General features: G+C 59.8%; 11 protein-coding genes. 8 read left to right on the top strand and 3 right to left on the bottom strand.

All coding sequences use genetic code 11. From position 1 onward, the window contains the following. Positions 1-51 precede the first annotated feature (51 nt). Both olsB and QFW87_RS06830 read left to right on the top strand, forming a co-directional pair. The gene (gene olsB / locus QFW87_RS06835) at positions 52-807 is read left to right on the top strand and encodes an L-ornithine N(alpha)-acyltransferase (RefSeq protein ID WP_283183319.1); all 756 of its coding nucleotides are present in this window, start codon (positions 52-54) and stop codon (positions 805-807) included. Continuing rightward, a complete protein-coding gene (locus QFW87_RS06830) occupies positions 807-1,598 on the top strand; it encodes a lysophospholipid acyltransferase family protein (protein ID WP_283183318.1) in 792 nt (263 codons plus the stop codon). The genes olsB and QFW87_RS06830 overlap by 1 nt, the downstream gene beginning before the upstream one ends. 126 nt (positions 1,599-1,724) lie before the next feature. Here the strand turns inward: QFW87_RS06830 and QFW87_RS06825 are convergent, their stop codons facing one another. Further along, positions 1,725-2,303 (bottom strand): ACP phosphodiesterase, encoded by a 579-nt coding sequence (locus QFW87_RS06825; RefSeq protein WP_283183317.1) that lies wholly within the window; start codon positions 2,301-2,303, stop codon positions 1,725-1,727. 155 nt (positions 2,304-2,458) lie between these two features. On the opposite strand from QFW87_RS06825, the gene QFW87_RS06820 reads away from it, so the two are divergent. From QFW87_RS06820 to QFW87_RS06810, 3 genes are read left to right on the top strand one after another with little or no spacing between them, the layout of a single operon-like run. Then, positions 2,459-2,779, top strand: a complete 321-nt coding sequence (locus QFW87_RS06820; protein ID WP_129441841.1) for a helix-turn-helix transcriptional regulator — start codon at positions 2,459-2,461, stop codon at positions 2,777-2,779. 3 nt (positions 2,780-2,782) lie between these two features. Next, a complete protein-coding gene (locus QFW87_RS06815; RefSeq protein ID WP_283190116.1) occupies positions 2,783-3,949 on the top strand; it encodes an MFS transporter in 1,167 nt (388 codons plus the stop codon). A gap of 21 nt (positions 3,950-3,970) precedes the next feature. Then, positions 3,971-5,020 (top strand): alkene reductase, encoded by a 1,050-nt coding sequence (locus tag QFW87_RS06810; RefSeq protein ID WP_283183315.1) that lies wholly within the window; start codon positions 3,971-3,973, stop codon positions 5,018-5,020. A 141-nt stretch (positions 5,021-5,161) separates the two neighbouring features. On the opposite strand, the gene QFW87_RS06805 is transcribed toward QFW87_RS06810, so the two are convergent. Together QFW87_RS06805 and emhR are read right to left on the bottom strand one after the other, a co-directional pair. Continuing rightward, on the bottom strand, positions 5,162-6,046 hold the full coding sequence (locus tag QFW87_RS06805; protein ID WP_283190115.1) for a DMT family transporter: 885 nt from the start codon (positions 6,044-6,046) through the stop codon (positions 5,162-5,164). A 161-nt stretch (positions 6,047-6,207) separates the two neighbouring features. Beyond that, positions 6,208-6,840 carry an efflux system transcriptional repressor EmhR gene (gene emhR / locus QFW87_RS06800; RefSeq protein ID WP_283190114.1) on the bottom strand — a complete coding sequence of 211 codons (633 nt, stop codon included), beginning with the start codon at positions 6,838-6,840 and terminating at the stop codon, positions 6,208-6,210. A 265-nt stretch (positions 6,841-7,105) separates the two neighbouring features. Between emhR and emhA the strand changes: the two genes are divergently transcribed. The 3 genes from emhA to emhC are packed head-to-tail and all read left to right on the top strand — an operon-like array spanning position 7,106 to position 12,888. Beyond that, positions 7,106-8,263, top strand: coding sequence for an efflux RND transporter periplasmic adaptor subunit EmhA (emhA, locus tag QFW87_RS06795; protein WP_283183312.1), 1,158 nt, complete (start codon positions 7,106-7,108; stop codon positions 8,261-8,263). Positions 8,264-8,266: 3 nt separating this feature from the next. Continuing rightward, a complete protein-coding gene (emhB, locus tag QFW87_RS06790; protein ID WP_283190113.1) occupies positions 8,267-11,428 on the top strand; it encodes an efflux RND transporter permease subunit EmhB in 3,162 nt (1,053 codons plus the stop codon). Further along, a complete protein-coding gene (gene emhC / locus QFW87_RS06785; RefSeq protein ID WP_283190112.1) occupies positions 11,428-12,888 on the top strand; it encodes an efflux RND transporter outer membrane subunit EmhC in 1,461 nt (486 codons plus the stop codon). Before emhB ends, emhC begins: the two co-directional genes overlap by 1 nt. Positions 12,889-12,943 lie beyond the last annotated feature (55 nt).

The following is a 12,943-nucleotide window of genomic DNA, read 5'->3' as shown; positions in this document are numbered from 1 at the left end:
GTCGATCGGCTGCAACCCAAGACGGGTGACCGGCCCGTATGGAGATTCGCAATGACTCAGATCGCCCGCATCAGCGACACCGGCAATGAACGCCGCCTGCAAGCCGAACGCCTGGTGGGCGCCGAGGCCTTGCAGGAAGCCCAGGCCCTGCGCTTCAACGTGTTCAGCGGCGAATTCAACGCCAAGCTGAAAGGCGCGGAGCTGGGTCTGGACATGGATGACTATGATGTTCACTGCGCCCACATCGGCGTGCGTGACTTGAACACCGGGCGTCTGGTGGCGACCACCCGTTTGCTCGACCACACGGCCGCCAGCAGCCTGGGCAAGTTCTACAGCGAAGAAGAATTCAGCCTGCATGGCCTGGTCCATCTGAAAGGCCCGATCCTGGAAATCGGCCGCACTTGCGTCGACCCGGCCTACCGCAACGGCGGGACCATCGCCGTACTCTGGGGCGAACTGGCCGAAGTGCTGAACCAGGGCGGCTACAGCTATTTGATGGGTTGCGCGAGCATCCCGATGCAGGACGGCGGCATCCAGGCCCACGCGATCATGCAGCGCCTGCGCGAACGCTACCTGTGCACAGAACACCTGCGGGCAGAACCGAAAAAACCGCTGCCGAGCCTCGCTATTCCGTCCAACGTCATCGCCGAAATGCCACCGTTGCTCAAGGCCTACATGCGCCTCGGCGCGAAAATCTGTGGCGAGCCGTGCTGGGATGAAGACTTCCAGGTCGCCGACGTGTTCATTCTGCTCAAGCGCGACGAACTCTGCCCGCGTTATGCCAAGCACTTCAAGGCGGCCGTGTGATGAGTCAGTTACGGGTGTACGCGCGGATTGCGCGAGTGTTGGTGGTGGTGGCGCTGGGTTTGAGCATGGCCAGTGTGTTTGGGTTGTTCGAACGTTTGGGGATTGCTCATTCGATGGTCCGTCGCCAGCGCTGGTCGCGATTTTTCATGGCGCGCCTGAGCAATGCCCTGCCCTTTCGCGTGACCGTGCAGGGTGAATTGCCGAAGGCGCCGATGCTCTGGGTCAGCAACCATGTGTCCTGGACCGACATTCCACTGCTGGGCATGCTCACGCCGCTGTCGTTCCTGTCAAAGGCCGAAGTGCGCACCTGGCCGGTGGCGGGCTGGTTGGCGGCCAAGGCTGGCAGTTTGTTCATTCGTCGCGGGTCAGGCGACAGCCAGTTGATCCGCAAACAGATGACCCGTCATCTGGAGCAGGAACATCCGCTGCTGATGTTCCCGGAAGGCACCACCACCGATGGCCGCTCGCTGCGCACTTTCCACGGTCGATTGCTGTCTGCGGCGATCGACTCCGACGTGAAGTTGCAGCCGGTGGCGATTCGTTATCTGCGCGACGGAAAGCTCGATTCACTGGCGCCGTTCATTGGCGATGATGATTTGCTCTCGCACTTGATGCGCTTGTTTGCCAATGATCGGGGGGAGGTGGAGATTCATTTGCTCAAGCCGATCGCGTGTGAAGGCCGCGAGCGTGCGGCACTGGCGTTTGAGGCGCAGCAGGCGGTGCAGAAGGCGTTGTTTGGGGCGATTCCGGAAACACAGCAAGTCCCAATGCGACCCGCCATTGCGGCCTGACACCTATCTACTGAAGGAACAAAAATCCCCTGTGGGAGCGAGCCTGCTCGCGAAAGCGGTATGCCATTCAGCATCTTCGTTGAATGTTAAGCCGCTTTCGCGAGCAGGCTCGCTCCCACAATAGGTTTATGTCGTTGGATAGTTTTGGGCAAACTGCTGAAGCTGCGGATAGAACAACCGGAAGTCATCACTCAACGGCTCATACAACACCCGCAACTCCTGCATCGCTGCGGCCAGTTCCTCCGGCCGCGTCAACCGCCGCGAAATCCCCCGCAGCACCTGCTCAAGCACCGCGAACTCCCGATAAGAACCCAACCAGTCATTGGCCACCATGTGCGGCGCGATCTGCGCCAGACGTTCCGGCAATTGCGCCTCGGCGGACAGCACCCGGTACACGCCCGAAGTGAATTGCTCCAGTGGCTGGTCGGCGTACAGCGTCCAGTCACGCGCCAGGCAATGGTCGAAAAACACGTCGAGCACAATCCCGGCGTAACGCCGGCGGGTGATGGAAAACCGTGACAACGAGACGTCCACCAACGGATGGCGGTCGGTAAAGACATCGATGCTGCGATGCAGCTGGATGGCCGCTTCGATCTCCGGATCGAACTGCCCTTGCAGCCGCCCTTTGACGAAATCGCCATACAGACTGCCGAGCAATTGACCGGGGCGCTGGCCACCGAGGTGCAGATGTGCGAGATAGTTCATGCCGCGCAGCTTAGCACTACGCCCCACATATCGTTATAACTCGATATACCGAATTACTCGGTCGCCAGACCAAAATCATATTGGTATATCGCGAAGTACCGATTTAAAGTTCGCCTCATCGCGATATAGCGTTTTACTCATCACGAGCCCAAACCATGACCATCGACCTCGACGAAATAATAAAAGCCCTGGCACACCCAGTACGCCGAGACATCCTCATCTGGCTGAAAGATCCCAAAGCCCAGTTCCCGGAACAGATCCACAACCACGAGTACGGCATTTGCGCCGGACAGATCGATCAACGCTGCGGCCTGTCGCAGTCGACCGTGTCCGCCCATTTGGCGAACTTGCAACGTGCGGGACTGATCAGCAGCCAGAAAGCCGGTCAATGGCACTTTTTCAAACGCAACGAGGACGTGATTCAGGCGTTCCTCGATGCCATCGTCAAGGAGCTCAGCGCTCCGACTAGGAATTAAACAATGCCCCTCTCGCTACTCATTCTGGCCTTGAGCGCCTTCGCCATCGGCACCACCGAGTTCGTCATCATGGGCTTGTTGCCCGATGTGGCAGCGGACCTCGGTGTATCGATCCCCGGCGCCGGCTGGCTGGTGACCGGTTACGCCCTGGGCGTGGCCATCGGTGCGCCATTCATGGCACTGGCGACCTCTCGATTGCCGCGCAAGGCCGCACTGGTAGCGTTGATGGGCATCTTCATCATTGGCAACCTGCTCTGCGCAATGGCTACCGACTACAACGTGCTGATGTTTGCCCGTGTGGTGACCGCCCTCTGCCACGGTGCGTTCTTCGGCATCGGCTCGGTGGTGGCGGCAGGTCTGGTGCCTGCGAACAAACGCGCTTCGGCCGTGGCCCTGATGTTCACCGGCCTGACCCTGGCCAACGTGCTCGGCGTTCCGCTGGGCACCGCGCTCGGTCAGCAAGCCGGCTGGCGTTCGACCTTCTGGGCGGTGACCGTGATGGGTGTGATCGCGTTGATCGGCCTGATCCGCTTCCTTCCGGCCAAGCGTGATGAAGAGAAACTCGACATGCGCGCCGAACTGCGCGCCCTCAAAGGCGCCGGGATCTGGCTGTCGTTGAGCATGACCGCGTTGTTCGCTGCTTCGGTCTTCACCCTGTTCACCTACGTCGCCCCGCTGCTCGGCGATGTCACTGGCGTCTCGCCCAAAGGCGTGACCTGGACCCTGATGCTCATCGGGCTGGGCCTGACGGTGGGCAACATCATCGGCGGCAAGCTGGCTGACAAAGGCATGGCCGCAACGTTGATCGGCGTCTTTATCTCGATGGCCGTGATCTCGACCGTACTGACTTGGACCAGCGTTGCGCTGATTCCTACCGAAATCACCCTGTTCCTCTGGGCCACCGCGTGCTTTGCCGCCGTGCCGGCCCTGCAAGTGAACGTCGTGACCTACGGCAAGGCCGCACCGAACCTGGTGTCGACCCTGAACATCGGCGCTTTCAACATCGGCAACGCACTGGGTGCCTGGGTCGGTGGCAGCGTCATCGCCCACGGTTTCGGCTTGACCAGCGTTCCTCTCGCGGCAGCAGCACTGGCGGTACTCGCCCTGCTGGTGACCCTGATTACTTTCCGTCAGAGCGGCAATCCCGAACTGGCCCCTGCTACCCACTGATCTCTACAAGCGAGCTATTTCATGACGACTATTTTCGATCCGATCAAACTGGGCGACCTTGAGTTGGCCAACCGCATCATCATGGCGCCGCTGACCCGCTGCCGCGCCGACGAAGGCCGCGTACCAAACGCGCTGATGGCCGAGTACTACGTACAACGCGCCTCGGCCGGCCTGATCCTCAGCGAGGCCACGTCGGTCACGCCGATGGGCGTCGGCTACCCGGACACCCCGGGTATCTGGTCCAACGATCAAGTGCGTGGCTGGGCCAACGTGACCAAGGCTATTCACGGCGCGGGCGGCAAGATTTTCCTGCAACTGTGGCACGTCGGCCGTATTTCCCACGGGTCGTACCTGGGCGGTGAAGCGCCGGTCGCACCAAGCGCCATTCAGCCAAAAGGTCATGTCAGCCTGGTTCGCCCACTGGCCGACTTCCCAACCCCACGCGCCCTGGAAACCGCTGAAATCGCCGACATCGTCGACGCCTACCGCGTCGGTGCCGAGAACGCCAAGGCGGCCGGTTTTGACGGTGTGGAAATCCACGGCGCCAACGGTTACCTGCTCGACCAGTTCCTGCAAAGCAGCACCAACCAGCGCACCGACAACTACGGCGGTTCCGTGGAAAATCGTGCGCGCCTGTTGTTGGAAGTGACCGATGCCGCGATCGAAGTCTGGGGCGCGGGCCGTGTAGGTGTGCACCTGTCACCCCGTGCCGATCTCCATGACATGGGCGACGACAACCTGTCCGAGACCTTCACTTACGTCGCTCGCGAACTAGGCAAACGTGGCATCGCGTTCATCTGCTCCCGCGAGAAAGAAGAAGGCGACAGCCTGGGTCCACAATTGAAAGAAGCGTTCGGCGGCCCGTACATCGTCAACGAACGCTTCACCAAAGACAGCGCCAACGCCTGGCTCGCCAGCGGCAAGGCCGATGCGGTGGCCTTCGGCGTGCCGTTCATTGCCAACCCGGACCTGCCGGCACGTTTGAAGGCCGATGCGCCGCTGAACGAGCCACGTCCTGAGCTGTTTTATTCCAAGGGCGCGGTTGGCTACATCGACTACCCGGTGTTGTAAGCGTCCCCCCTTGAAACGCAAAAGCCCCGACTCGAAAGAGCCGGGGCTTTTGCATATGGAAGATCAAAGGATCGCTGCTTTCGGCAGCACAGGGTGTAAGCCATTCGAATAATGTAGGCGCTATCGAAGGCTGCGATCTTGTCAGCGCTTGCGCTGTCTCCAGGCCACCGCAAGACCGCTGAGGCAAACCACCGCAATCCCGATCACGCCGAAGCTGTCCGGGGTATGGTCAAAGATCAAATACCCGTACATCCCGGCAAACAGGATCTGTCCGTAACTGAAGGGGGCCAGCATCGCCGGTGCCGCATGGCGGAAGGCCTGGGTCAGCAACATGTGGCCGAGCATGCCGCAAGTACCCAGGCCAATCATGAACAGGCCGTGCAGCAACGTCGGCGTACTCCAGAAAAACGGCAACAGCGCACTCATGATCAGGCTGTTGAGAATGCCGGTCAGAAAGTTGCTGGTGGTCGGGCTGTCGATACCGCTGAGCAGGCGGGTGAGCAATTGATAGAAGCCAAAACACAAGGCCGAGCACAGAGGCAACAAGATCGCCGGGGTGAACAGAGCACCGCCGGGCCGCACGACGATCAACACGCCGACAAATCCACCCAGTACCGCCAGCCACTGATTGCGTGTTACCCGCTCATGCAGCAACGGTACAGACAATGCGGTCACTAATAACGGTGCAAGAAAGGTGACGGCCGTGGCCTCAGCCAAGGGGATGTAACGCAGACCGGTGGTGAAAAACAAGCTGGTGCCGATCAAACACAGGGCGCGTAATAACTGCAGTCCGGGACGCTTGGTGCGCACCACCGCCGAAAAACCACTGCGCGGCACGAACATCACCAGCATCAACAAGGTGTGCACCACGTAGCGCGCCCAAACCACCATCACGATCGGGTAGAAACCGGACAGGTACTTGGACAACGTGTCGTGGCTGGCGAACAACAAAACCGCCAGACAGATCAGCGCTATGCCCTTGATCGGCTGCTCGACGCCCTTGTAGCCCGGGTCGTTCACACTCATTCACACACTCGACACAAAATCCCTACAAAATACGTAGCTCGCTACCTATCAACCCGGCGAACGTACGTATATAAAAGCACCCCATTACAGAAAGGCGAGCGAAGCAGGGATATTCCCCGCTTCAAGTCTTGACACAAACGGATCCAATTACACACTTTGTTTCATTTGCGCAGGCTTGGGCTGAAGCGCAGCATGTCCAGCCCGGTATCGACCCAACGCTCGGCTTCGATGTGCAGTTCAAAGCTGTCGGGCGCCAACAGCCACTGATACAGGATGCCGTCGATGTACGCATGCAGGCTGATGGCTGCGCGGGCCGTATCGAGGTTTTCCGGTAACTGCCCCCGATTGACCGCATTACTCAGCGCCAGAGCGATTCGCACATTGCAATCAAGGCTGACCTCTCGGCGCTGCTGGCGCAGGTCGCACATTTCATCGGTGAATTCGCACTTATGAAACAGAATCTCATTGATGCGTCGGGTTTTCGGGTCCAGGGCAACTTGATGAAACAAATGAATCAGCAGCTTGCGCATGCAGCCGAGAGGGTCGAGTTCATCTTCGCTTTCACTGGCCTTGGCCATTTCATCCAGCGGCTCTTGCAAGGTATCAAGCATGGCCTGCACCAAATCCGCCTTGTTGCTGAAATGCCAATAGATGGCCCCGCGCGTGACCCCGGCCAGGGTAGCGATATCCGCCAGTGTCGTGCGCGCCACGCCCCGCTCAAAAAAGGCTTTTTCTGCCGCTTCGAGTATCTGGCTACGGGTTTCTTGAGCTTCCTCTTTGGTACGACGAACCATGGCAGTACAACCTCAATCAGGATGCTTCAGCGATTTCTGATTATTCGCTGAACAAAAGTGGGGCAAGCGCTCTTAGGCGTCGTCCCCGGCCTACTATTCGGATCTTTGAACGGCTTTTGTAACGGTGTGGATACGCGGTCGGGGTGTTTACAAACAACCATGAACGTAAGTATATTGCTTAGCAAGCTACTTATCCACTCAGCGCACATTTTTTACCTTTCCACCTTTCGAGTGCGCAACTTGCGCGCCTGACCCGAGGATTTTCATGCAATTCAAGCCAGCTGTTACCGCTCTGGTCACCGCCCTCGCCTTGGCATCGCTGCTCAGCGGATGCAAAAAGGAAGAGGCGGCACCTGCCGCACCACCCCCTCAGGTCGGCGTCGTTACTCTGCAACCTCAAGCTTTCACCCTGACCTCCGAGCTTCCGGGCCGTACCAGCGCGTACCGCATCGCCGAAGTTCGCCCTCAGGTTAACGGCATCATTCTCAAGCGCCTGTTCAAGGAAGGCGGCGACGTCAAGGCCGGCCAGCAGCTGTATCAGATCGATCCGGCCGTTTATGAAGCCACCCTGAAAAGCGCCCAAGCGAACTTGCAGCAGACCAAATCGATTTCGGATCGCTACAAGCAACTGGTCAGCGAACAGGCTGTGAGCCGTCAGGAATACGACACGGCCCTGGCCAACCGGTTGCAATCGGAAGCATCCCTGCAGAGCGCCCAGATCAATGTGCGTTACACCAAGGTTTACGCGCCACTCTCCGGCCGCATCGGCCGCTCGACCGTGACCGAAGGCGCGCTGGTTACCAGCGGCCAGGTCGACGCGATGGCGGTGATTCAGCAACTGGACCCGATCTACGTCGACGTCACCCAGTCTTCGGTAGAGCTGCTGGAATTACGCCGTGAACTGGAAAGCGGTCGTTTGCAAAAATCTGGCGACAACGCGGCCAAGGTCAAGCTGACCCTCGAAGACGGCAGCCAGTACAAACAGGAAGGCAAGCTCGAGTTCTCGGAAGTCTCGGTGGACCAGACCACCGGTTCCGTGACCTTGCGTGCGGTATTCCCCAACCCTGACCACACCCTGCTGCCAGGCATGTTTGTACACGCCCAATTGCAGGCTGGTGTGAACAGCGCGGCGATCCTCGCGCCGCAACAAGGCGTGACCCGTGATCTCAAAGGCACCCCGACCGCGCTGGTCGTCGGTCCAGACAACAAGGTCGAACTGCGTCAGCTCAAGGCCAGCCGCACTGTCGGCAGCCAGTGGCTGATCGAAGACGGTCTGAAGGCCGGCGATCGACTGATCACCGAAGGGCTGCAATACGTCAAACCTGGCGTTGAAGTAAAAGCCAGTGAAGCGACTAACGTTGGCGCAAAGAACCCGGCCCCCGCACAGGCAGCTAACAAGGCTTCCAGCGGCAAAGGGGAGTAAATCATGTCCAGATTTTTTATCGACCGTCCGATTTTTGCCTGGGTAATTGCCCTGGTGATCATGCTGGTCGGGGCACTATCGATCCTCAAACTCCCGATCAACCAATACCCAAGTATTGCGCCTCCGGCCATTGCGATCCAGGTGACCTACCCGGGCGCGTCCGCACAAACCGTGCAGGACACCGTGGTGCAGGTGATCGAGCAACAGCTCAACGGTATCGATAACCTGCGTTATGTCTCCTCGGAAAGTAACTCCGACGGCAGCATGACCATTACCGCGACCTTCGAGCAGGGCACCAACTCCGATACCGCGCAGGTTCAGGTCCAGAACAAACTGAACCTGGCCACCCCGCTGCTGCCGCAAGAAGTGCAGCAACAGGGGATCCGCGTCACCAAGGCAGTGAAGAACTTCCTGATGGTGATCGGCGTGGTCTCGCGCGACGGCAGCATGACCAAGGACGACTTGGCCAACTACATCGTGTCGAACATGCAGGACCCGGTCTCGCGGACCGCCGGTGTCGGTGACTTCCAGGTCTTCGGTGCTCAGTACGCGATGCGGATCTGGCTCGACCCGGCCAAGTTGAACAACTACAACCTGACCCCGGTGGACGTGAAAACCGCCATCGCCGCTCAGAACGTTCAGGTGTCGTCCGGTCAACTCGGCGGTTTGCCTGCCGTGGCAGGCCAACAGCTGAATGCGACGATCATCGGCAAGACCCGCCTGCAGACTGCCGAGCAGTTCAAGGCGATCCTGCTCAAGGTCAACAAGGACGGTTCGCAAGTGCGTGTCGGCGACGTTGCGGATGTCGGTCTGGGCGGTGAAAACTACTCGGTCAGTGCCCAGTTCAACGGCAGTCCGGCCTCCGGTCTGGCGGTGAAACTGGCCAACGGTGCCAACGCCCTCGACACTGCAAAAGCCCTGCGCAAGACCATCGAAACCCTCAAGCCGTTCTTCCCGCAAGGGATGGAAGTGGTGTTTCCGTACGACACGACTCCGGTGGTCACCGAATCGATCAAGGGCGTGGTTGAAACCCTGGTCGAAGCGATCGTGCTGGTGTTCCTGGTGATGTTTCTGTTCCTGCAAAACTTCCGCGCCACCGTCATCACCACGATGACTGTGCCCGTCGTATTGCTGGGTACCTTCGGGATCCTCGCGGCGTTCGGTTTCAGCATCAACACCCTGACCATGTTCGGCATGGTGCTGGCCATCGGTTTGCTGGTGGACGACGCCATCGTCGTGGTGGAAAACGTCGAACGGGTCATGAGCGAAGAAGGCCTGTCACCCAAGGAGGCCACCAAGAAATCCATGGGGCAGATCCAGGGTGCTCTGGTCGGTATTGCGCTCGTACTGTCGGCGGTACTGCTGCCGATGGCATTCTTCGGCGGTTCTACCGGTGTGATCTATAAGCAATTCTCGATCACCATCGTCTCGGCCATGGCCCTGTCGGTACTGGTCGCGCTGATCTTCACCCCGGCACTCTGCGCCACCATGCTCAAGCCGATTCCGAAAGGCGAGCACGGCGTTCCGAAACGCGGATTCTTCGGCTGGTTCAACCGCAACTTCGACCGTAGCGTGAAAAGTTACGAACGTGGCGTTGGCAATATTTTGCGCAACAAGGTGCCGTACCTGCTGGTCTACGTGATCATCGTCGTCGGCATGATCTGGCTGTTCATGCGCATCCCGTCCTCGTTCCTCCCGGAAGAAGACCAGGGCGTACTGTTCGCCCAGGTGCAAACCCCGGCCGGCTCCAGTGCCGAGCGCACGCAAGTGGTCGTGGACGAAATGCGTGAGTTCCTGCTGCGTCCGAGCAAGGATGGCGGTGAAGGCGATGCGGTGGCCTCGGTGTTTACCGTGACCGGCTTCAACTTCGCCGGCCGTGGCCAGAGCTCGGGTATGGCGTTCATCATGCTCAAACCGTGGGGCGAACGTAACGCCGACAACAGCGTGTTCAAACTGGCGGCCCGTGCCCAGAAGCACTTCTTCACCTTCCGGGACGCCATGGTGTTTGCCTTCGCCCCACCGGCGGTACTGGAACTGGGTAACGCCACCGGTTTCGACGTGTTCCTGCAGGACCGCGCCGGTATCGGTCACGACAAGTTGATGGAAGCGCGCAACCAGTTCCTCGGCATGGCGGCGCAGAGCAAGGTGCTGTCGCAAGTCCGTCCGAACGGTCTGAACGACGAACCGCAATACCAACTGGAAATCGACGACGAGAAGGCCAGCGCCCTTGGCGTGACGCTCACCGACATCAACAACACCCTGTCGATTGCGCTGGGCAGTAGCTACGTCAACGACTTCATCGACCGCGGTCGGGTGAAAAAGGTGTACGTGCAAGGCCAGCCGGGTTCGCGCATGAGCCCTGAAGACGTCAAGAAATGGTACGTGCGCAACAACGCCGGCACCATGGTCCCGTTCTCGGCGTTCGCCAAGGGTGAATGGATTTACGGTGCACCGAAACTGTCGCGTTACAACGGCGTAGAAGCGATGGAAATTCTTGGCACCCCGGCACCGGGTTACTCCAGCGGTGAAGCCATGGCCGAAGTCGAGGCCTTGGCGAAAAAGCTGCCGGCCGGTGTCGGTATTTCCTGGACCGGTCTGTCGTATGAAGAACGACTGGCAGGCTCTCAGGCGCCGGCGCTGTTCGCGCTGTCGATCCTGATGGTGTTCCTGTGTCTGGCGGCTTTGTATGAAAGCTGGTCAATTCCGATTGCGGTGGTGCTCGTGGTACCGCTGGGGATTATCGGTGCGCTGATGGCGACCAGCCTGCGCGGTCTGTCCAACGACGTGTACTTCCTGGTGGGTCTGTTGACCACCATCGGTCTGGCGGCGAAAAACGCCATTCTGATCGTCGAGTTCGCCAAAGATCTGCACGAACAGGGCAAGAGCTTGCAGGAGGCAGCCATCGAGGCTTGCCGCATGCGGTTGCGCCCGATCATCATGACGTCCCTGGCGTTCGTCCTCGGCGTGGTGCCCCTGGCCATTTCCAGCGGTGCTGGCTCGGGCAGCCAACACGCCATCGGTACCGTGGTCATTGGCGGTATGATCACCGCCACGGTACTGGCGATCTTCTGGGTCCCGTTGTTCTTCGTCACCGTGTCGGCCATGGGGCAGCGCAAAATCGCTGACCAGGACGACGCTATTGAACCTTCTAAAGAGGCTGGCTAATGAGCAAGTCGCTACTCTCCCTGGCTGTTGCCGCCTTCGTGCTCGGCGGCTGCTCGCTGATTCCCGATTATCAGCAGCCTGAAGCACCGGTGGCGGGCCAGTACCCGCAAGGTCCGGCGTATTCACCGGCCCAGGCGCCTGCCCAGGCTGCCGCCGAACAGGGCTGGAAGCAGTTTTTCCATGACCCGGCGCTGCAACAGCTGATCCAGGTCGCCCTGGAAAACAACCGTGACCTGCGTGTCGCGGCGCTGAACATCGACGCCTTTGCGGCTCAATACCGCATCCAGCGTGCCGATCTGTTCCCGGCCGTATCGGCCAACGGCACCGGCAGCCGTCAGCGGGTCCCGGCTCGGGCCTCGCAGACCGGCCAAGCGGACATCACCAGTTCCTACTCGGCCACAGTTGGCATCAGCGCCTATGAACTCGACCTGTTCGGTCGGGTTCGCAGCCTGAGCGAAGAAGCGCTGCAGAAGTACTTCGCCACTGAAGAAGCACGACGCAGTACCCAGATCAGCCTGGTGGCCAGTGTGGCCAACGCCTATCTGACCTGGCAGGCCGACAAGGAGCTGCTGAAACTGACCCAGGACACCCTGGGTGCGTTCGAGGAGAGCTACAAGCTCACCGCCCGCAGCAACGAAGTGGGTGTCGCCTCGGCACTGGACCTGGCCCAGTCGCGTACCTCGGTGGAAAACGCCCGTGCGCAAATGGCCAGGTACACCCGTCAAGTCGCCCAGGATGAAAACAGCCTGGTGTTGCTGCTCGGCACTGGTGTCCCGGCCAATCTGCAAGCGGCCAAGCCATTGGCTGACGACCTGCTGAGCGAAGTGCCGGCCGGTCTGCCATCGGACTTGCTGCAACGTCGTCCGGACATCCTCCAGGCCGAATACAACCTGAAAGCCGCCAATGCCAACATCGGCGCGGCACGGGCTGCGTTCTTCCCGAGCATCAGCCTGACGGCCAACGCCGGGTCCCTGAGCCCGGACCTGTCCGGTCTGTTCAAGGGCGGTTCGGGCACCTGGCTGTTCCAGCCACAGATCAACCTGCCGATCTTCAACGCCGGCAGCCTGCGCGCCAGCCTGGACTATTCAAAAATCCAGAAAGACATCGGCGTGGCGAACTACGAGAAGTCCATTCAGACGGCCTTCCAGGAAGTCGCCGATGGCCTGGCCGCCCGCCAGACCTACACAGATCAGTTGCAGGCCCAGCGTGATTTCGTCACCGCGAACCAGGACTACTACCGTCTGGCCGAGCGTCGTTACCGCATTGGTGTCGACAGCAACCTGACCTTCCTCGATGCCCAGCGCCAGCTGTTCAGTGCTGAACAGGTACTGATCACCGACCGCCTGGCGCAACTGGTCAGTGCCGTCAATCTGTACAAGGCACTGGGCGGTGGCTGGAACGAGCAGACCGCGAAGAACGAGCCGTTGAAAGAAGAAGCGCCGAAGATGAAGTTGTTCTGATAGCGCTATGAACACGAAGCCCACCTTTTGGTGGGCTTTTTGTTGCTCAAGATCA

Origin of the sequence: Pseudomonas sp. PMCC200344 (assembly GCF_030053095.1) — a bacterium.
In the GTDB taxonomy this organism is placed as follows: Bacteria; Pseudomonadota; Gammaproteobacteria; order Pseudomonadales; family Pseudomonadaceae; genus Aquipseudomonas; species Aquipseudomonas svalbardensis.
Note: the sequence above shows the minus strand (reverse complement) of the source record. Positions and strands in the feature narration are given on the sequence as shown.